Source organism: Bradyrhizobium oropedii (assembly GCF_020889685.1).
Classification (GTDB): Bacteria; Pseudomonadota; Alphaproteobacteria; order Rhizobiales; family Xanthobacteraceae; genus Bradyrhizobium; species Bradyrhizobium oropedii.
The window spans coordinates 20627-39753 of record NZ_JACMYO010000068.1; the positions used below are offsets into that span (position 1 = coordinate 20627).

The 19127-nt window shown below is 63.8% G+C and carries 18 protein-coding genes and 1 pseudogene; 13 read left to right on the forward strand and 6 right to left on the reverse strand.

Features of this window, described 5'->3' with window-relative positions:
* The first annotated feature begins 9 nt into the window (after positions 1-9).
* The 4 genes from rpiA (at position 10) to H8A95_RS20140 (ending at position 3228) form a co-directional block, all read left to right on the forward strand.
* Positions 10-708 (forward strand): ribose-5-phosphate isomerase RpiA, encoded by a 699-nt coding sequence (gene rpiA / locus H8A95_RS20125; RefSeq protein WP_229184663.1) that lies wholly within the window; start codon positions 10-12, stop codon positions 706-708.
* Positions 709-731: 23 nt separating this feature from the next.
* Positions 732-1268, forward strand: a complete 537-nt coding sequence (locus tag H8A95_RS20130) for a DUF2059 domain-containing protein (protein WP_163151424.1) — start codon at positions 732-734, stop codon at positions 1266-1268.
* Positions 1269-1417: 149 nt separating this feature from the next.
* Positions 1418-2803 carry a glutathione-disulfide reductase gene (gene gor, locus H8A95_RS20135; RefSeq protein WP_229184664.1) on the forward strand — a complete coding sequence of 462 codons (1386 nt, stop codon included), beginning with the start codon at positions 1418-1420 and terminating at the stop codon, positions 2801-2803.
* Positions 2804-3039: 236 nt separating this feature from the next.
* Positions 3040-3228 (forward strand): DUF2934 domain-containing protein, encoded by a 189-nt coding sequence (locus H8A95_RS20140; RefSeq protein WP_229184665.1) that lies wholly within the window; start codon positions 3040-3042, stop codon positions 3226-3228.
* A gap of 64 nt (positions 3229-3292) precedes the next feature.
* Here H8A95_RS20140 and H8A95_RS20145 read toward each other — a convergent pair whose 3' ends face one another.
* Positions 3293-4489, reverse strand: a complete 1197-nt coding sequence (locus tag H8A95_RS20145; protein WP_229184666.1) for a hypothetical protein — start codon at positions 4487-4489, stop codon at positions 3293-3295.
* On the opposite strand from H8A95_RS20145, the gene H8A95_RS20150 reads away from it, so the two are divergent.
* Positions 4488-4724, forward strand: a complete 237-nt coding sequence (locus H8A95_RS20150; RefSeq protein ID WP_229184667.1) for a cupin domain-containing protein — start codon at positions 4488-4490, stop codon at positions 4722-4724. The genes H8A95_RS20145 and H8A95_RS20150 overlap by 2 nt on opposite strands.
* Before the next feature lie 39 nt (positions 4725-4763).
* Here the strand turns inward: H8A95_RS20150 and H8A95_RS20155 are convergent, their stop codons facing one another.
* The 3 genes from H8A95_RS20155 to H8A95_RS20165 form a co-directional block, all read right to left on the reverse strand.
* A complete protein-coding gene (locus H8A95_RS20155) occupies positions 4764-5933 on the reverse strand; it encodes a hypothetical protein (RefSeq protein WP_229184668.1) in 1170 nt (389 codons plus the stop codon).
* Entirely contained in the window at positions 5930-6451 is a 522-nt protein-coding gene (locus H8A95_RS20160; RefSeq protein WP_233287132.1) for a DUF4365 domain-containing protein, read from the reverse strand. The genes H8A95_RS20155 and H8A95_RS20160 overlap by 4 nt, the downstream gene beginning before the upstream one ends.
* Before the next feature lie 789 nt (positions 6452-7240).
* On the reverse strand, positions 7241-8167 hold the full coding sequence (locus H8A95_RS20165; RefSeq protein WP_229184670.1) for an alpha/beta hydrolase family protein: 927 nt from the start codon (positions 8165-8167) through the stop codon (positions 7241-7243).
* Positions 8168-8313: 146 nt separating this feature from the next.
* On the opposite strand from H8A95_RS20165, the gene H8A95_RS20170 reads away from it, so the two are divergent.
* The 4 genes from H8A95_RS20170 (at position 8314) to H8A95_RS20185 (ending at position 13074) form a co-directional block, all read left to right on the forward strand.
* Complete coding sequence (locus tag H8A95_RS20170; RefSeq protein ID WP_229184671.1) at positions 8314-9702, forward strand: class II 3-deoxy-7-phosphoheptulonate synthase; 1389 nt, start codon at positions 8314-8316, stop codon at positions 9700-9702.
* 28 nt (positions 9703-9730) lie between these two features.
* Complete coding sequence (locus tag H8A95_RS20175) at positions 9731-10084, forward strand: diacylglycerol kinase (RefSeq protein ID WP_163159605.1); 354 nt, start codon at positions 9731-9733, stop codon at positions 10082-10084.
* A 2-nt stretch (positions 10085-10086) separates the two neighbouring features.
* A complete protein-coding gene (locus H8A95_RS20180; protein WP_229184672.1) occupies positions 10087-11232 on the forward strand; it encodes an NAD(P)/FAD-dependent oxidoreductase in 1146 nt (381 codons plus the stop codon).
* Positions 11233-11322: 90 nt separating this feature from the next.
* Positions 11323-13074: an NAD+ synthase gene (locus tag H8A95_RS20185; RefSeq protein WP_229184673.1), complete on the forward strand. Its 1752-nt coding sequence runs from the start codon at positions 11323-11325 to the stop codon at positions 13072-13074.
* Between the two features lie 3 nt (positions 13075-13077).
* On the opposite strand, the pseudogene H8A95_RS20190 reads toward H8A95_RS20185, so the two are convergent.
* Both H8A95_RS20190 and H8A95_RS20195 read right to left on the reverse strand, forming a co-directional pair.
* A pseudogene (locus H8A95_RS20190) lies at positions 13078-14237 on the reverse strand (DUF2865 domain-containing protein).
* 158 nt (positions 14238-14395) lie between these two features.
* Complete coding sequence (locus tag H8A95_RS20195; protein ID WP_229184674.1) at positions 14396-14719, reverse strand: hypothetical protein; 324 nt, start codon at positions 14717-14719, stop codon at positions 14396-14398.
* Positions 14720-15014: 295 nt separating this feature from the next.
* Between H8A95_RS20195 and cysS the strand changes: the two genes are divergently transcribed.
* The 4 genes from cysS to H8A95_RS20215 all read left to right on the forward strand — a co-directional run bounded on the left by cysS (position 15015) and on the right by H8A95_RS20215 (position 19010).
* Entirely contained in the window at positions 15015-16415 is a 1401-nt protein-coding gene (gene cysS / locus H8A95_RS20200) for a cysteine--tRNA ligase (RefSeq protein WP_229184675.1), read from the forward strand.
* Positions 16412-16918, forward strand: coding sequence for a GNAT family N-acetyltransferase (locus H8A95_RS20205; RefSeq protein WP_229184676.1), 507 nt, complete (start codon positions 16412-16414; stop codon positions 16916-16918). The genes cysS and H8A95_RS20205 overlap by 4 nt, the downstream gene beginning before the upstream one ends.
* Positions 16915-18513 (forward strand): citramalate synthase, encoded by a 1599-nt coding sequence (cimA, locus tag H8A95_RS20210; RefSeq protein ID WP_229184677.1) that lies wholly within the window; start codon positions 16915-16917, stop codon positions 18511-18513. Before H8A95_RS20205 ends, cimA begins: the two co-directional genes overlap by 4 nt.
* Before the next feature lie 119 nt (positions 18514-18632).
* Complete coding sequence (locus tag H8A95_RS20215; RefSeq protein WP_229184678.1) at positions 18633-19010, forward strand: VOC family protein; 378 nt, start codon at positions 18633-18635, stop codon at positions 19008-19010.
* The last annotated feature ends 117 nt before the right edge of the window (positions 19011-19127 follow it).

The window sequence follows — 19127 nt, forward strand, 5'->3', positions numbered from 1 at the left end:
CTATCGGCCGTGGACATGGACGCACTGAAACGCCAGGCGGCGGCGCGCGCACTCGAAGAGGTACGCGACGGCATGAAGCTCGGGCTTGGCACCGGGTCCACCGCCAAGCATTTCGTCGAGCTGCTCGGCGAGAAGGTCCGATCGGGCATGAAGGTGATCGGCGTGCCGACCTCGGAGGTGACCCGCGCGGATGCGATCCGCTGCGGCATTCCGCTGACCACGCTGGACGAGATCGATCATCTCGACCTGACCATCGACGGCGCCGACGAGATCGACCCCGCGCTCAATCTGATCAAGGGCGGCGGCGGCGCGCTGTTGCGGGAGAAGATCGTGGCGGCCGCCAGCGATCGGATGATCGTGATCGCCGACGACAGCAAATGGGTCGACGTGCTCGGCCGCTTTCCGCTGCCGGTCGAGGTGATCCCGTTCGGGCTCGCCGCGACCCAGGCCGGGATGGCACGGGCGTTTGCTGAAGCTGGCGTGTCCGGCCAAATGGTCATCCGTAAGGGCAAGGACGGTCACGTTTTTGTCACCGATGGCGGCCACTGGATCGTCGATGCGCATCTCGGCCGGATCGGCGACCCGCCGCGTCTCGCCGGTTTGCTCAGCGTGATTCCGGGCGTGGTCGAACATGGCCTGTTCATCGGGCTTGGCAGCGTCGCCGTTCTGGCCGGCGCACAGGGAATTCGGGTTGTTGAACGGCCATGAGGCCGCAAGCAAGGAGACTTGGAATGAAGCGTTTTTCGGGACTTTTGTCGGCAGCGACCCTGGCGGTCGGACTGGCGCTCGCGACCGCACCGGCGATGGCGCAGCAGCCGCAGCTGCCCCCCATGCCGAAGGTCAAGCAGTCGACCCCCGCGGCGATCGGGTACGCAAAGGAAATCCTGGCGATGAAGAACGTCGCGGTGATGTACAACGGCGCCGTCCCCGGAATCATCGAGAAGACCAAGACCGGTCTGCTCCAGCAGTTCTTGAACTACCAGAAGGATCTCGATGAGGTCGCGGTGGTCGTTGCCAAGCAGTTCGGCGGCACCGAGAAGGAGATCGGCGAAGGCATGGCGCAGATCTACGCCGCCGAGTTCACCGAGCAGGAGCTGAAGGATCTCGTGACGTTCTACAAGACGCCGCTCGGCCAGAAGCTGCTGACTGCCGAGCCGGTCGCAATCAACGGCTCGCTGCAATATATGCAGCAGTGGGCGCAGCAGTTCGGCGTGATCGTCAACGGCCAGTTCAAGGCCGAGATGAAGAAGCGCGGCAAGGATATCTAAACTTGTCACCTCGCCCCGCTTGCGGGGAGAGGTCGGCGCGAAGCGCCGGGTGAGGGGGACTCTCCGCTAGGCTGACTCGCGGAGATGGCCACTCACCCGACCCTCTCCCCGCAAGGGCGGGGCGAGGGAGAAGGAAGCGAGAGGTACCCATGGCCGAGTTTGACGTCGACCTGTTTGTCATCGGCGGTGGTTCGGGCGGCGTTCGTGCCGCTCGCATCGCCGCCAACTACGGCGCGAAGGTCATGGTCGCCGAAGAGTACCGGATGGGCGGCACCTGCGTGATCCGCGGCTGCGTGCCGAAGAAGCTGTTCGTGATCGGCAGCCACGTCCACCAGGAGATCGAGGATGCGGCCGGCTTCGGCTGGAGCATCGGCCAGGTCTCGTTCGACTGGGCCACCCTCGTCGCCAACAAGGACAAGGAGATCGCCCGGCTCGAGGGCGCCTACACGACGAATGTCGAGAAGTCCGGCGCCAGGATCGTCAAGACCCGCGCGGTGCTGGAAGACGCCCACACGCTCCACCTCGCGACCGGCGAGAAGGTCACGGCAAAATACATCCTGATCGCCACCGGCGGCGCGCCCAATCACGGACCGCACGTTCCCGGCATCGAGCACGTGATCTCCTCCAACGAGGCGTTTCACCTGAAGGAGCTGCCGAAGCGGATCGTGATCCAGGGCGGCGGCTACATCGCGCTGGAATTCGCCGGCATCTTCGCCGGCTTCGGCTCCGACGTCACCGTGGTCTACCGCGGCGACAACATCCTGCGCGGCTTCGACGAGGACGTGCGCAAGCATGTCCGCGCCGAGATGGAGAAGCGCGGCATCACCATCATCACCGGCTGCACGGTGGCGAAGATCGACAAGCACGGCAAGGATTTCACCACCCATCTGTCGAGCGGCTCGAGCATCGCCTCCGACCAGGTGATGTTCGCGATCGGCCGCCATCCCAATGTCAGGGGACTTGGGCTCGAGGCTGCCGGCGTCGCAATCAATCCCGCCAATGGCGGCATCCAGGTCGACGGCTGGTCGAAGACCTCGGTCGACAACATCTACGCGGTCGGCGACGTCACCCACCGCACCAATCTGACCCCGGTCGCGATCCGTGAGGGCCATGCCTTCGCCGACACCGTGTTCGGCAAGCGCCCGGTTCAGGTCGACCACGCCACGATCCCGACCGCGGTATTCTCGCAACCCGAGGTCGGCACCGTCGGCCTCACCGAAGCAGAGGCGCGGGCGCAGTACAGCCACGTCGACATCTACAAGACCGATTTCCGCCCGATCAAGGCGACGATGTCCGGCCGCGACACCCGCGTGCTGATGAAGCTCGTGGTCGATGGTTCGAGCGACCGCGTGCTCGGCTGCCACATCGTCGGCGACTGCGCGGCCGAAGTTACCCAGGTGGTCGCGATCGCCGTAAAGATGAAGGCGACCAAGGCCGATTTCGACGCCACCATCGCGCTGCACCCGACGGCCTCCGAAGAGCTGGTGACGATGCGGACGCCCACCGCGCGCCACGTAAGGCAGGCGGCGGAGTAGGGGCGCTCCCTGCACGCGTTGTGCGGCACGGATCGGCGTCGGGCTTGTTCCGCGTGCGTCGGGCGCTCGGGCAGGTGTCGCCGTGATCCCCGGCGGTCAGGCCGCCTCGCAATACCGTCTCTTCCCGAAAATGTCGGGCTTTCGCACTGGCGCGGTCATTCATTTTGGAACATTGTCCAGAGCTGCAAGTTCCATCCTTCAAAACAACTGATTATTTCAGATTGAGGGAGCCGCTCATGACAGGCCCGACCGAGCAGGAGATTCGGACCCGCGCTTACGAGTTGTGGAAGGACGCCGGCGAACCGCACGGCAACATGGATCAGCTCTGGTACCAGGCCGAAAAGGAACTGCTGGCGCGCAAGGCCGCCAACGGCGAAGCGCATTGCGATAAGAACGGGCATCACGGGCCGACCAGGTATCAGTAACGGCGCGGGCACGACGCCCTTGGGAGCGACGCGATCAGGGGTCCACCTCGGCAGAGAGCCCGGTTTACCGCCATTTCATTTCGGCCTGCGCCTGTCGGTCGCGCGCATGCAGCATCGAGTTGAGTTTAGCCCAGATCCGGAAGAAGCGAACACGAGGTCGGGTGTAACGAATTGTCGGGGGCTGCGGCGCAAAGACGGCGCCGTGCTTCTCGTACCAGCGCCGAATATGCCACTGCATGTAACGCTTGTGCGAGACGCGGTAATAATGCCTGAACAGCGGATACATCGTCGCCACATGAATTTTGTGGACGCGCAAGCTCTCTGACAGCGCAATCTGCTCCAGCGTGAGCTGCCTCTTGTTCTGATCGAGCACAGCATCAATCAGCGCGATTGAATCCTCGATCACAGGCACATGCTTCGCCGGATCGACTGCGGTCAGCCCGCTATTGTATTCAACGGAGGTTTTTTGATCGTAGCGATACCGGCCAATGTTCGGCAAGTCGGTATTGAATCCAGCAAGTTTCGAGAATGGATTTAGCCCATGAAAGCGGTCCACAGCGACCGATCCCGCGGATACTATTGACCATAGCTTCTCGAAGAACCCGTCTTGGAAAAACGTATCCGTATCTGTCATGACACAGAAGTTCGGATTGCTCCTCATTTCCTCGAGGAGCACGCACGGCTTAATGCGGTGGTGGTAGAGGCCGTGGCGCGAGAACTCTGCGATCTTCGGCGTGATATCGACAATTCGGATCGGCAAATCACGATAGCGATCAGGCTTGTCGGTATAGACGACCACGTCCACGGCAGCATGAAATTTCCAATGCAGCAGCGTCGCCAGACTGTATCGCAATTCCAGATAAAGGCGTTCAAGGTTTCCGTACTCGACGTAAATGAAAGTAAGTCCTCTCGAAATCATCCCGACACTACCCTCCCGCAACCCTAGGTAACGTGCCGTGCAGCTATAACGTAGTTCGCGAGTGTTTCCAAATGTTGCAGGCCGATACTTTCGGCGATCCCGCCGCACTGTCCCAAATGCAAAAGGCAGCGGCAGGTCTGATTCCTCGAGTCTGCTGGTGCGGGGATATGCTGGCGGTAACGGCAATCTCAGCTCGTCGCGCTCCAGGCCTGTACACTCAATAGGGATTCCCTCCGACAAGGGGCTGTGATTCAAGCTTCTCAGGCCGTAGGGTGGATCGGTCGGGCGGACCGGTTGGCTAACGCGCCCTGCAGCTTGCGAGCCACGCACGCCAAGGCCCATGAACAATCCAATCGATCTCGAAGAAAAGCTGTCGACGTTCTCCGATCACTGGTCGCCGCGCACGGTGGCGCAATTCAACGCCTGCGACGTCATGGTGGTGAAGGTGCAGGGCGAGTTCGTCTGGCACAAGCATGACGACACCGACGATTTTTTCCTGGTGCTGAAAGGCGTGCTCGACATCGAGCTGCGCGACCGCACCGTGACGGTGAAGCAGGGCCAGATGTGTATTTCGTAAAGCCGAAACGCGGCACGAGCGCGGCCCGAACTCGGAGCCTCAATCCTCCACCCCGACCTCATCCTCATCGTCTGGGGCGAGTTCGAAGTTGACCGGGTTCTCCAAACGATAGGTTTTGGCTTCACGCGCGACTGTTCCGATAACTCGTACGTACCGATGCTGATGATGAGCGACGACTGCCGTCTGATAGTCACGGTCGGGCAGGATCAGCGTGACCTTTCGCGTCCGCCCTTCAACTGGAGCTAGCACGGTAACCATACCGAATGGTGCGGTCTGGTCCCTCTGAAGTTTGATTACTGGACCTTTGATTTCGTAGTTCTCAAGCCGGTCGAAAGCCCGAAAGAGCCGAGCGGCCTCTTGGAGAGTAGGAATGACATCACTGCTGATGAGTACACGGGAGTGGGCGTCGTTCGGTGTGGGCCGATTTAGGGCCCAAGAAATGGAAAGCTCAACATTGGCCGGGTCTGTGGGCGAGAAAAGACCGGCTATGCCCTCACATAGATTGGCGCTGACACCGCCAGCCACCGCATTTTGGAACGGGCTAAAGTCCGGTATCGCTGCTGCCACCGAACTTTCTGCAGCACCGACCGCTAAGCGCACGGATCGCGCCAAGGTCTGGACCACCCGCCGCTCAAAGGGCTCCTCAGGGAAAAGGTCTGTGTCACTATGAGCCGTCAATTGCGGCGCAACGGGCGACAGAAGTGTGAGCACGTAACTTCCCTGCTCCGTCTGGCCCAACCGCGCCTTCCGCATGTACTCATTGGCCGCTTGGGGACGCCGCGAGTGGAAGACAGCCTGCGGCTTCACAGTCGAGCATGCGGCCGCATACAGGGTATCGCGCGCGCGCTCGAAAAGTAGCACTCCCTCGTCAATGTCTACAGTTCCATCCGCTGTGCGCGTAGTCTGAGATGCCAGTCGGACAACATCAAAACCCGAATTGTACAAGTCGCGGAGAATTTCGAGCTGCGAGCGGTTCTCGACGGCCTCTAGTTCCAGCAGCGCTTCACGAAGCAGCAACGTATAATCAGCGGCACTTCGATCAGCCGGTATGAGTATTTCCGCGCTGGGGTGTGATGCGTTGTGCCAAACGGTGAATGGACGCCCGGCCGCATCCCCGAAACGCTCCCAGCCGTGAGCACGCAGATAGCCGATGGCGTTTAGGGGCCGGATCGCACCAATCGCAAGCTGGTCCTTTATCGATGCCCTCATTGAAGGTCGACCCCGTCAGCAATCTTGGTCATCATAGTTTGCAACGCTTGGGCGCCGAAGAAGTTTTTTCTGGGTATATGGATCGTCTGTGTCGCGGCGTTGGCGCTCGGCGGCATTGCCTTCAGCGAAACCCAGTAGGCGCAGTGTCGAAGCATGAGAGCGTGCTCGGATTGCATAATCCACTCTTGGACATCATCAGGGACAAGCACCAGCACCAAAATGCGTGGAATACAGACCTTTACATCTCTGAGAGCATCATAGGTCTCTAGGTCCAGAGTATAAGATATAGGGTCGGTCGCGGCCATGCCGCTCATCCGGCACTTCGCCTGAATGTCTATTTGCGGTTTGTTTAGAACTTTGCCCTGCACGCGAGAGCGCACAAGGTAATCAACCTTGTCATTGTCCAGCGCAACTGCGTCCACTCCGCACCCTGCAGCCGCGCAGATTGCGCTTATGTAAGCCCCGGAGAATGCGTCTTGGCGATGAGAAATAGCTGCGTAGTCAGAAACAGCAGGCATCGGGCCCCAACGTGCTTACTCAATGCGCTCAGTCTTGATTGAATGTTGAGACGTACGCAACCCTACAATGGGCTCGTATAAATCCTAAATGGTCAATAAGGCTTTGCGCCAAAGCGCAAAATTTACCAAATAAATCAAAAGGATAACTCCTGTCCAGTCCCGCTGCGGAAAATATTCCGCTTGGCGTTTGACCCAACTCAGATGTTCAATATTCCCGTCTCACCCGATCGAGGGGCGCTGCGCATCGTCAGGAGTGTTGCGGTGGGATGCGGTGGACGCCGAGGTCACGAGTGACGACGCGTGGCCGAGGTGGACAGCGAAATCGTGTGGTCCTGACGCCCTAGCGGCAGGTGTCCTCTCGCAAAGCGCTTCGCGCCTTGCGAGGGCGGTGACAAGCAAGCCCAGTCTCACCGGGGAGAGCACGTATAAGCCGTAACCCATCGCGCAGGGAAAGCCGGGATGTTTCCGGTTACACCTGTGGTCCGACCTCCGGTGCTTTTTTTATTGCACCGGACCCATGGGTGCGATCGGCACCCGGCTTTCCCTGCGCCCTCTCTTGCAGAGCGGCGAAACGAAATGCAAAAGCTCGGACGATTCATGTCGCGAGAATGCGAAGGCATGACCCACGGGCCGCGCAACATACTCGGTGTCGTCCCTGCGAAAGCAGGGACCCATAACCACCAACGCTGATTGGCGCGCGATGCTCGAATGACGAGTCCCATCCACAACATCCGCCGCGGAGTATGGGTCCCTGCTTTCGCAGGGACGACAGCGGAGAAAGCGCGCGCTTTACCCCTCCGCCTCGAGCCACTCCGCGGCGCCGCGCCAGAGCGTGTCGCGGTGGTCGCTGCGGAAGAAGCCGAAATGGCCGATCTTGGTGACGCCGGCGTCGGCGGGACGGATCGAGATGATCTCAGGCGTGATCGACGTAAATGCGGAGCACAGCAGCTCGACCGCGGGCCGCGTCGCCCAGGTGTCGTCGGTCACGCTGAAGGCGCGGAGCTTGCCTTTGTACTTTGCAAAATTCTCGCGCGCTGCAAGCGTCGTGTCGTCGAGCAGGTAGCGCTCGCGCATCACCCAGTGCGTCCATTGCTCGAACACGCCCCTCGGCAGGTCCATGCCGAGGCCGGCCCACGCAGGCACATAGCCGAGCGTGCGCGCAAGCGGCAGGCCGATGCCGTTCATGAAGGCGACGACGCGGTAGCGCTCGGGCGAGTCCATCAGCTTCCAATAGGCGGCCTGCGCGGCGATCAAGAGCGCGCGCGGGATCTCGGCGTTATTGGCCAAGAGCCCGAGCGCCTGGCCGCCGAAGGAATGGCCGACATAGGCGAAGGGCAGGTCGCGGTAGCGGTAGCGCATCCAGCTCACGGCGGCGGTGGCGTCGAGCGCGGCCCAATCCGCCATCGTGGCCTTGAAGCCGGCGAGCGACTTCGGCTTGTTGAGGCCGGTCGCCGCCATCGGCCTCGAGTCGCCGGTGCCGCGGTAGTCGTAGGTCACGACCGCCGCGCCGCGGCGGGCGAGGTAGCCGGCAAAGCCGCGATAGACCTTGCGGGGCACCGCGGTCGCCGAATTGATCAGGACGGCGTGGCGCTTCTTGCCGCGCGGCAGGAACAGCGTCGCGGCCAGCGGATAGCCGTCCGCGGCGGGCACAACGATGTCGTCGCTAAAAACGTCGTCCAGCGTGGCCTGGGCCACGGCAATTTGGCTGGCATTCATGGTATGGTCCAGCAAATGCGAATTCGCATTTTCCTGCAAGAGTTTGACGGGATTGCAGGATTCCTTCTAGCGGGGGAGCGGGCGGCTGTGTATAAGCCCTCCTTTCCCGTCGATTAAGTCGCGGTTTTTGCTCAGGAGTTGACCTCATGTCCGAGCGGTGGACACCCGATAGCTGGCGCGCCAAGAAGGTGCTGCAGGTGCCCGATTATCCCGATGCCAAGGCATTGGCGGATGTCGAGGCGCAGCTCGCGACCTTTCCGCCGCTGGTGTTCGCGGGCGAGGCGCGCAGCCTGAAGAAGGCGCTGGGCCGGGTCGCCGACGGCGAGGCCTTCCTGCTCCAGGGCGGCGACTGCGCCGAGAGCTTTGCCGAGCACGGCGCCAACAACATCCGCGACTTCTTCCGCGTGCTGCTGCAGATGGCCGTCGTCATGACCTATGCCGGCGCGCTGCCGGTGGTGAAGGTCGGCCGCATCGCCGGGCAATTTGCCAAGCCGCGGTCGTCGCCGACCGAGAAGCAGGGCGATGTCGAGCTGCCGAGCTATCGCGGCGACATCGTCAACGACATCGCCTTCACGCCGGAAGCGCGCATTCCCGATCCGCAGCGCCAGCTGATGGCCTATCGCCAATCCGCGGCGACGCTGAACCTGCTGCGCGCGTTCGCCACCGGCGGCTTCGCCAATCTCGGCAGCGTGCATCAATGGATGCTCGGCTTCCTGAAGGATTCGCCGCAGTCCCGCCGCTACAAGGAGCTCGCCGACCGCATCTCGGACGCGCTGAACTTCATGCGCGCCTGCGGCCTCGATCTCGAGAGCCATCCCGAGCTGCGCGCCACCGATTTCTACACCAGCCACGAGGCGCTGCTGCTCGGCTACGAGCAGGCGATGACGCGGGTCGATTCGACCACCGGCGACTGGTATGCGACCTCCGGCCACATGATCTGGATCGGCGACCGCACCCGCCAGCTCGACCACGCCCATGTCGAATATTTCCGCGGCATCAAGAACCCGATCGGCCTGAAATGCGGTCCGTCGCTGAAGCCGGACGAGCTGTTGAAGCTGATCGACGTGCTCAGCCCCGACAACGAGCCGGGACGCCTGACGCTGATCAACCGCTTCGGCGCCGACAAGGTCGGCGACCATCTGCCCGGCCTGATCCGCGCGGTGCAGCGGGAAGGGCGCAAGGTGGTGTGGTCGTGCGATCCGATGCACGGCAACACCATCACCTCGACCTCCGGTTACAAGACGCGGCCGTTCGACCGTGTGTTGTCGGAGGTGAAGGCGTTCTTCCAGATCCATGCGGCCGAAGGCACCCATGCCGGCGGCGTGCATCTGGAGATGACCGGGCAGGACGTCACCGAATGCATCGGCGGCGCGCGCGCCATCACCGACGAGGACCTCAACGACCGCTATCACACGGTCTGCGATCCCCGCCTCAACGCCGAACAGTCGATCGACATGGCCTTCCTGATCGCCGAGCTGCTGAAGCAGGAGCGCGCCGGCAAGGTCAAGCCGATGCCGGCCGCTGCCGGATTGTGATTTGGGGCAGTGATTTGGGGGCAGTGACTTGCTGAGGTTCTGGCGAGCCACCATCAACTCGCGCAACGGGCTGGCATTCGCCATTCGCTCGGAGCAGGCGATTCGCGAGGAGGTGGTGGCACTGGTGCTGTCGGTGCCGCTGGCCTGGCTGGTCGGCGCCACAGTGATGCGCCGGGTCGAGCTGGTCGCGACCGTGGTGCTGGTGCTCGTGATCGAGCTGCTCAACACCGCGATCGAGAAGCTCGCCGACCGTTTGACGATGGATCACGATCAGCAGATCGGCCGGGTCAAGGACATGGGCTCGGCCGCCGTCGGCGTCGCGCTCATCATGGCCGGGCTGTTCTGGTTGTTCGCGCTGGCCGAGCGCTTGGGCGCGTTCTGACCGTGAGTGTCGATAAGCCGATCAAGCTTGCGGTGATCGGGCGTGGTCTGATCGGGTCGGCGGCCGCGCGGCATCTGAGCAAGATGGGCCATGACGTCGCGCTGATCGGGCCCGACGAGCCGGCGGATTTTGCGCGCCATGGCGGCGTGTTCGGCAGCCACTACGACGAGGGCCGCATCACGCGGCGTTACGATCCGCAAGCCTTCTGGCGGCAGATGAACCGCGCTGCGATTGCGCGCTACGACGAGATTGCAGCGGAAAGCGGCGTCGAGTTCTACCGGGAAGCCGGTGCGCTTCACATCGGTCACCGCGAGACGACCGATGTAGCGTCAGTCGGCGAAGTCTGCCGCGACGAGGGCATCACCTGTGAGGCCTATCAGGATGCAGGGCTCGCGGAGCGATTTCCATATCTGAAATCGACGACGGGAATGCTGGGCTATTTCGAGCCGCGCGATGCCGGCTATATCTCACCGCGCCGCCTGGTCCGGGCCCAGACCATCGCAGCCGAGCGCGCCGGCGCCCGGATCATCAACGAGCCTGCGCTGGGGATTTCGGAAAGCGCCTCCGGCGTGACGATCCGGACGGCAGCGGGCAACGTCGAGGCCGCGCGCGTCCTCGTCGCGGCCGGCGGGCACACCCAATCGCTGCTCGGCCGATCCCTGGGCTTTACGGTCTATGGGCGTACCGTGGCGCTGTTTCGGCTCAGTGCGGCGGAAGTTCAGCGCCTCGCCGGCATGCCGTCGATGCGCTGTCTCGGGCCCAAGGGCGACAATCCCTATATCCTGCCGCCGATCCCATATCCGGATGGTCAGACCTGGCTGAAGCTCGGCGGCGATCCGGTCGATCGTGCGCTCGAGAGCGAGGCTGACATCAAGGACTGGTTCCGGTCGGGCGGATCGGTTGACATGGCGGATCGGCTGCAAACCCAGATCCTCGACCGCATTCGCGACCTCAATTTCGAAGAACGCCGCGTCGTGCCGTGCATGACGACCTTTGGCGCCTCCGGCCTGCCCAGCATCGGGCCACTTTCGGAGCGGGTCACGGTTGCATTCGGCTGCTACGGCAAGAGCGCGAAATGTTCGGACGAATTGGGCCGGCTGGGCGGCATGGCGCTGCTCGGTGAGGTGAGGACAGAGCTTGCCCCCTGACCGGCGCCCGCGATCCCAGTGCGATTTCTGCAATCGCACCATGATCGGACGACCATTGCAGTTTGCCGTTGTGCGGGACAACATAAAGATATGAGCGAACAACAGATCAAGATCACCCTGGCGCAACTCAATCCGACGGTCGGTGACGTCACCGGCAACGCCGCGAAAGCGCGTGCCGCGCGCGACAAGGCGAAGGCAGACGGCGCGGACCTCGTGGTGCTGTCGGAGCTGTTCATCGCCGGCTATCCGCCGGAGGATCTGGTGCTCAAGCCGGCGTTCCAGTCGGCCTGCCGCGCCGCGATCGAGGAACTGGCGCGCGAGACCAAAGATGGCGGCCCGGCGATGCTGATCGGCACGCCCTGGGTCGAGGACGGCAAGCTTTACAATGCCTGCGCGCTGCTCGACGGCGGCCGCATCGCCGCGCTGCGCTTCAAGGCCAACCTGCCGAACTACGGCGTGTTCGACGAGAAGCGGCTGTTTGCGCGCGGCCCGGCATCGGGCCCGGTGACCGTGCGCGGCGTGCGTATCGGCGTGCCGATCTGCGAGGACATCTGGCTCGAGGAATCCGAGGACTACGAAAACGTCGTCGAGTGCCTGGCCGAGACCGGCGCGGAAATTCTGATCGTGCCGAACGGCTCGCCCTATGCCCGCGACAAGACCGATCTCCGGCTGTCGATCGTGGTGGCGCGCGTCACCGAGAGCGGGCTGCCGCTGATCTATCTCAATGAGATGGGCGGCCAGGACGAACTGATCTTCGATGGCGCCTCGTTCGCGCTGAATGCCGATCTCTCCGTCGCAGCACAGCTTCCGGCGTTCGAGGAGAACATCACGACGCTGACGTGGCGCAAGACCGCAGATGGTTGGCGCTGCAACGGGCCGATCACGGCGCAGCTCGAAGGCGACAAGGCCGATTACGCGGCCTGCGTGCTCGGCCTGCGCGACTATGTCCGCAAGAACGGTTTTCCCGGCGTGTTGCTCGGCGTCTCCGGCGGCATCGACTCGGCGCTGTGCGCGGCGATCGCGGTCGATGCGCTCGGCGCCGACAAGGTGCGCGGCGTGATGCTGCCGTTCCGCTACACCGCGCAGGTCTCGCTCGACGATGCCGCCAAGCTCGCAGCCGCGCTCGGCATCCGCTACGAGATCCTGCCGATTGCGGACGCCGTGAACGGGTTCGAGACGATTCTCGCGCCTGTCTTCAAGGGGCTGGAGCGCGACATCACCGAGGAGAATTTGCAGGCCCGCGCCCGCGGCACGCTGTTGATGGCGATCTCCAACAAGACCGGCGCCATGGTGGTGACGACGGGCAACAAGTCGGAAATGTCGGTCGGCTACGCCACGCTGTATGGCGACATGAATGGCGGCTTCAACCCGATCAAGGACATCTACAAGACCGAGGTGTTCCGCCTGTCGAGCCTGCGCAATGCCTGGAAGCCGGACGGCGCGCTCGGGCCCTCGGGCGAGGTGATCCCGGTCAACATCATCATCCGGCCGCCGACCGCGGAGCTGCGCGAGAACCAGACCGACCAGGATTCGCTGCCGCCCTACGACGTGCTGGACGCGATCCTCGAACGGTTGGTCGAGCGCGAGGAGCCGCTTGCGACCATCATCGAAGCCGGCTTCAATCCCGACGTGGTGACCCGCATCGATCGCCTGCTCAACATCGCCGAATACAAGCGGCGGCAGGCCGCGCCGGGGGTGAAGGTGACGCGCAAGAATTTCGGCCGCGACCGCCGCTATCCCATCACCAACCGCTTCCGCGATTTCGGCAAGGCGCTGCCGGAGCCCGACGACAAGCTGGTGACGCGCGGCTCGCGCGCGTCGGCGGAGGCGTTCGAGGGGTAAACCCTACTGCTTCTTCTGCTGGATGAAGGTCGGGCCGACCGTGCGGATCTGGCCGTCGCTCGTGGGCGCGGCCGGGGCCGTGGCGTCAGCCGCGGCCGGCTGCTGCTGAGCGGCTGCTGCAGGCGCGCCCTTCTTGCCGGCGGCGGACTTGGTCTGCGCGCGCTGCTGCATCTTCCGCGCGCTCTCCTCGGTGACGATGATGTCGCCCTGCTGCGCGGCGGCCGCCTGGTCGTCGACTGCCTTCAGCGCCTCCGCCCAGCTCTGGCCGGCGCCTTGCAGGAGCACGACGGGTTGAACTCTGTGCGGTACTTGAAGGCGTTCGGCAGCGCCGAGTAGGACTGGCCGTTGATCGAGACCGCCTGGTTGATGTCTTCGCCGGGATTTCGATAGGTAAACAGGCTGGCTTCCGCGGCCGGGCACTGCGCCTTGCAGATCTGCTCATCGGCGGCAAAGCGCGCCTGGCTGGTCGCGAACGAGATCGGGAAGTAGGCGCCGTCACAGGTGCGGACGCAGACGGTGCGGAAGGTGCCGGACTGTGCGCCATATTGCGCGTCGGGCGGAGGCAGCTGACTGCTCGGATTGCTGCCGCCACCGCCGCCGCCGAACAGGTTCTCGAGGAAGTTGCCCGGGCCACGCGCTGCGGCCGCGGCGTATTGCGGGCCGCAATTGTTCTGCGCCAGTGCGGTCAGGACCGAGCGGCGCTGGTTCTCGCGGTCGGCACCGCCGAGCCCGCCGGTGCGCAGCCGCTCGAGATTGGCGGTCATCTGGTCGAGATTGGCGCGCATCTGCTGGATCTGGTTGTTGACCGGACCGCACTGCGCCGAATTGTTGTTGAAGAGAGAGAGGAACCCGGAGCTGTCGCAGCCCATGCGCCGCGCCTGCGCCGTCACGCGATCGAGTTCGCCCTGCTGCCGGGTTGCCGCGTCCTGATAGCGGCGGATCTGCTCGTCCCTTGCCGGATCGCCGCCGCCGCGATCAATCGCCGCCAACTGGCCCTCGAGCCGGCTGCACATCGGGTTGGCCTGCGGCGCGCCCTGCGGAGCCGGGCCGGGCGGGCCCGGGGGCACCTGGGCCAGGGCATCCGTGGCGGGCAGGGCGATGCCGGCCAGCACGGCGCAAGTCAGAAACCAGCGGGAGAAGCGAGAACGGGAGCTATTGGGCATATCCGGCCATTAAAACGACGCCGCGCGGCGATCAACGCCAAAGCGCGCGGCCAAGGTCCCCTTGCAAAGGTCGCCTGCAATAACTGTTTCTCGGGGCAGCGTCACGTCGTTTCCGGGGCGCCGGTGTGGCAATAGCCCCGTTTATCCAGCGGCTTGGCTTAGCGCTGACAGGTGATGGCGACGTATTCGCCGCAGCTATTGCCACTGCATTTCTCATTTGCAGCGTGCGGAACCGCACCGGTGATCTCGTCGGGATCGACGCGGCGGTAATTGGTGGCCTGTGCAAAATCGCGTGACCGGCAATAGGCCCGGGCAGCAGACGCACCGCAGCGGTCGCCGCGGGCCAGGCACTGATCGATGCCGTAGCCGTCCGCCTGGTTGGCGACGATGAAGACGCGGCTGTCGGCCAGCGCGGCCGAGGGGGCAAAGAAGGACGGGACAACGAAGAGCGTGCAGGCAATCAATGCTGAAATCGGCCGCATGGTGCACCAGTGAAAATGGCGGGGAATCCGCGAGCCACCGGATACGCCCAAATGCTTAATAATGATTAACCATGAGGGCGTTGGCGTGATTTCGCTGTGGGGCCGGCCGCAATACGTCCGAAAACAGCCCCTTGACGCGATAAAGGGGCCATGAGACATGGTGGAACCATGAACGGCCACCTCGCCATCTGCAGCATTTGCCGCGAGATTATGAGCTAGCGATTCGCTGGCTGAGGCCGTCTTTTCTCAATCGCCTGAGAATCACTGGACGCCCGGCCGCAAGGGACGGTGATCCATGGATTTGCGCCTCTACGATACGTTGACCCGCGAGAAGCGGCCGTTCGTGCCGCTCGATGCCAACAACGTCCGCATGTATGCCTGCGGACCGACGGTCTACGACTTCGCCCATATCGGCAACGGCCGCGCGGCTATCGTCTTCGACGTGCTGTTCCGCGCGCTGCGCCATCGTTATGGCGCCGATCACGTGACTTATGTCCGCAACATCACCGACGTCGACGACAAGATCAACGTCCGCGCCGCGCGGGACTATCCCGGCGTGCCCTTGAACGAGGCGATCCGCAAGGTCACCGAGCAGACCTATCAGCAGTACCAGGACGACGTCACGGCGCTGGGCTGCTTAGCCCCGACCGTGCAGCCGCGCGCGACCGAGCACATCCCGGAGATGCGCGCGATCATCGAGAGACTGGTCGCCGGCGGCTTCGCCTATGTCGCCGAGGACCATGTGCTGTTCTCGCCGCAGGCGATGAACGCGGCCAATTCGACGCTGCCGCGCTACGGCGCGCTGTCGAAGCGTTCGCTCGACGAGATGATCGCGGGCGCCCGCGTCGATGTCGCGCCCTACAAGCGCGACAACACCGACTTCGTGCTGTGGAAGCCGTCGAAGCCGGGCGAGCCGTCCTGGCCGTCGCCGGCAGGCATTGCGGTCGAAGGGCGCCCCGGCTGGCACATCGAGTGCTCGGCGATGGCCTGGAAGCATCTCGGCGAGAAGTTCGATATCCATGGCGGCGGCATCGATCTGGTGTTCCCGCACCATGAGAACGAGCTCGCGCAGACCTGCTGCGCGTTCCACACCGACCGCATGGCCAATGTCTGGATGCACAACGGCTTCCTGCAGATCGAAAGCGAGAAGATGTCGAAGTCGCTCGGCAACTTCTTCACGATCCGCGATCTCTTGGCCGATTGGCCGGGCGAGGTGTTGCGGCTGAGCATGCTCAAGACGCACTATCGCTCGCCGCTCGACTGGACGCTGAAGAGTGCAGATGAGAGCGCGAAGATACTCGACGATTGGTACGCGGTTGCGGCCGACGCCGAGCCCGGCGCGCCGTCGACGGCGATGGTCGAGGCGCTTTACGACGACCTCAACACGGCGCAGGCAATGGCCGTTCTGCACGGCCTGCGCAGTGCTGCCTCGAGCAACGAACAGAGTCGCAAGGAGTTCGCCGGTTCGCTCCGGCTGCTCGGCTTCCTGTCGGAGAGCGCGGCGGCGTGGGAGGCGCGCAAGCAACAGGCGAGCGGCGTCGATGCCGCTGCGGTCGAGGCGCTGATTGCCGAGCGCACTGCGGCGCGTGCGCGCAAGGACTTCAAGGAATCCGACCGGATCCGCGATCAGCTCGCCGCGATGGGCGTAGTGATCAAGGACTCCAAGGAAGGCACCACCTGGGAGGTCGCGCGATGAGCCGTTCCGCACCCGCATTGCGTCCGTATCTGCCCGACGACGCGCCGCTGCTGGCGGCGATCTTCGCGGCCTCGATCATGGATCTGACCGGCGACGACTACACCGAAACGCAGCAGGAGGCCTGGGCGGCCGTTGCCGACGACGAGGCGGCATTCGGCAAGAAGCTGGCCGGCCAGCTCACGCTGATCGCAACGTTGCAGGGCGCGCCGGTCGGATTTGCCTCGCTGAAGGGCGCCGATCACATCGACATGCTCTACGTGCATCCGAGTGCCGTGGGGCAGGGCGTCGGCGCTGCGCTGTGCGATGCGCTGGAGAAGATCGCGAGCGCCCGCGGCACCAAGACCCTGAAAGCCGATGTCAGCGACACCGCGCTCGAATTCTTCCGCAAGCGCGGCTACGTCGCGCAGCAGCGCAATACGGTCACCATCAACGACGAATGGCTCGCCAACACCACGATGCAGAAGACGCTCGATGGCGTTGCCGTGCCCGGAGGCCACGCATGAGCCGTGAGCGCCTCTATCTATTCGACACCACGCTGCGCGACGGTGCGCAGACCAATGGCGTCGACTTCACGCTGCAGGACAAGCAGGTGATCGCCGGCATGCTCGACGCGCTCGGCATCGACTATGTCGAGGGCGGCTATCCCGGCGCCAATCCAACCGACACCGAGTTCTTCAGCAGGAAGCCTGCCTTCGACCACGCGCGCTTCACCGCGTTCGGCATGACGCGGCGGCCGGGCCGTTCGGCCTCGAACGATCCGGGGCTCGCCGGCATCCTCGAGGCCAAGGCCGACGCGATCTGCTTCGTCGCCAAATCCTCCGCCTACCAGGTCCGGGTCGCGCTCGAGACCACGAACGAGGAGAACCTCGCCTCGATCCGCGAGAGCGTCGCGGCCGCCAAGGCATTGGGCCGCGAGGTGATGGTCGACTGCGAGCATTTCTTCGACGGCTACAAGGAGAACCGCGACTATGCGCTCGCCTGCGCCATTGCGGCCTATGCGGCCGGTGCGCGCTGGGTGGTGCTGTGCGACACCAATGGCGGTACCATGCCGCATGAGATCGAGACCATCGTCGCCGACGTCGTCAATCACGTGCCCGGCGCCCATCTCGGCATCCACGCTCATAACGACACCGAGCAGGCGGTGGCGAATTCACTCGCCGCGGTGCGCGCCGGCGCACGGCAGATCCAGGGCACGCTCAACGGCCTCGGCGAGCGCTGCGGCAATGCCAATCTCTGCTCGCTGATCCCGACCCTGAAGCTGAAGCAGGAGTTTGTCGACAAGTTCGAGATCGGCGTCACCACCGAGAAAATGGCGACGTTGATGAAGGTGTCGCGCACGCTCGACGACATGCTGAACCGCGCGCCGAACCGCCATGCGGCCTACGTCGGCGAGAGCGCCTTCGTCACCAAGACCGGCATCCATGCCTCCGCTGTCATGAAGGATCCGCAGACCTACGAGCACGTGCTGCCGGATTCCGTCGGCAATCACCGCAAGGTGCTGGTCTCGGACCAGGCCGGCCGCTCCAATGTGATGGCCGAGCTCGACCGCGCCGGCATCGTCTATGACAAGGGCGATCCGCGGCTGACGCGGCTGGTCGAGGAGCTGAAGGAGCGCGAGGCCGCGGGATTTGCCTATGAATCGGCGAATGCCTCATTCGACCTGTTGGCGCGTCGCACGCTCGGCAAGGTGCCGGAATATTTCAAGGTCGAGCAGTTCGACGTCAATGTCGAGCAGCGCTATAACGCCAACGGCCAGCGCGTCACGGTGGCGCTCGCGGTGGTGAAGGTCGATGTCGACGGCGAACGGTTGATCTCGGCCGCTGAGGGCAACGGTCCGGTCAACGCGCTCGACGTGGCGCTGCGCAAGGATCTCGGCAAGTACCAGAAATATATCGATGGCCTGAAGCTGATCGACTACCGCGTCCGTATCCTCAATGGCGGCACCGAGGCGGTCACGCGCGTGTTGATCGAAAGCGAGGACGAGACCGGCGAGAGCTGGACCACGGTCGGCGTCTCGCCCAACATCATCGACGCCTCGTTCCAGGCGCTGATGGATTCGGTGTTTTACAAGCTGGTGAAGTCGGGCGCGCAGGCGTGAGGCTGGCGTGATGAAAGGGACGTCATTGCGAGCGAAGCGAAGCAATCCATCCGTCCGCATGCTCGGATCGATGGATTGCTTCGTCGCTTCGCTCCTCGCAATGACGAGGGAGGATAGACATGATCGACCACGTCTCCGTCGGTGTCCGCGATCTCGAACGCGCCGCGCGGTTCTATGAACCGACGCTGGCCGCGCTCGGCCTGACGCGTCTCGTCACACGGCCGGCAACGATCGGCTTCGGCAAGGCCTATCCCGAATTCTGGATCAATCTGCGTGCCGCGATGGCGCAGGTCCCGCATGAGAGCGGCACCCATATCTGCCTGCGCGCCAAAACCCCCGCCGAGGTCGATGCGTTCCATGCCGCCGCGCTGGCGTCCGGCGGCCTCTCCGATGGTCCCCCGGGCCTGCGCCCGCACGACCGCGTGCGCTATTATGCAGCCTTCGTCCTCGACCCGGACGGCAATCGCGTCGAGGCCGTGACGTTTCCGAATGAGTGAGGTTGGGTAGGCCGACGGATATCTCAATCCGTCATCCTGAGGTGCGAGCTCTTGCGAGCCTCGAAGGATGGACGGCCACCAGCCGGGCCGTTCATCCTTCGAGACGCGCTATGCGCT

Excerpts from the sequence above, each read along its gene's own strand:
- H8A95_RS20130 (WP_163151424.1), top strand. The coding sequence starts at position 732 with ATGAAGCGTTTTTCGGGACTTTTGTCGGCAGCGACCCTGGCGGTCGGA.
- gor (WP_229184664.1), top strand. The coding sequence starts at position 1,418 with ATGGCCGAGTTTGACGTCGACCTGTTTGTCATCGGCGGTGGTTCGGGC.
- H8A95_RS20140 (WP_229184665.1), top strand. The coding sequence starts at position 3,040 with ATGACAGGCCCGACCGAGCAGGAGATTCGGACCCGCGCTTACGAGTTG.
- H8A95_RS20150 (WP_229184667.1), top strand. The coding sequence starts at position 4,488 with ATGAACAATCCAATCGATCTCGAAGAAAAGCTGTCGACGTTCTCCGAT.
- H8A95_RS20145 (WP_229184666.1), bottom strand. The coding sequence starts at position 4,489 with ATGGGCCTTGGCGTGCGTGGCTCGCAAGCTGCAGGGCGCGTTAGCCAA.
- H8A95_RS20155 (WP_229184668.1), bottom strand. The coding sequence starts at position 5,933 with ATGAGGGCATCGATAAAGGACCAGCTTGCGATTGGTGCGATCCGGCCC.
- H8A95_RS20160 (WP_233287132.1), bottom strand. The coding sequence starts at position 6,451 with ATGCCTGCTGTTTCTGACTACGCAGCTATTTCTCATCGCCAAGACGCA.
- H8A95_RS20165 (WP_229184670.1), bottom strand. The coding sequence starts at position 8,167 with ATGAATGCCAGCCAAATTGCCGTGGCCCAGGCCACGCTGGACGACGTT.
- H8A95_RS20170 (WP_229184671.1), top strand. The coding sequence starts at position 8,314 with ATGTCCGAGCGGTGGACACCCGATAGCTGGCGCGCCAAGAAGGTGCTG.
- H8A95_RS20185 (WP_229184673.1), top strand. The coding sequence starts at position 11,323 with ATGAGCGAACAACAGATCAAGATCACCCTGGCGCAACTCAATCCGACG.
- H8A95_RS20195 (WP_229184674.1), bottom strand. The coding sequence starts at position 14,719 with ATGCGGCCGATTTCAGCATTGATTGCCTGCACGCTCTTCGTTGTCCCG.
- cysS (WP_229184675.1), top strand. The coding sequence starts at position 15,015 with ATGGATTTGCGCCTCTACGATACGTTGACCCGCGAGAAGCGGCCGTTC.
- H8A95_RS20205 (WP_229184676.1), top strand. The coding sequence starts at position 16,412 with ATGAGCCGTTCCGCACCCGCATTGCGTCCGTATCTGCCCGACGACGCG.
- cimA (WP_229184677.1), top strand. The coding sequence starts at position 16,915 with ATGAGCCGTGAGCGCCTCTATCTATTCGACACCACGCTGCGCGACGGT.
- H8A95_RS20215 (WP_229184678.1), top strand. The coding sequence starts at position 18,633 with ATGATCGACCACGTCTCCGTCGGTGTCCGCGATCTCGAACGCGCCGCG.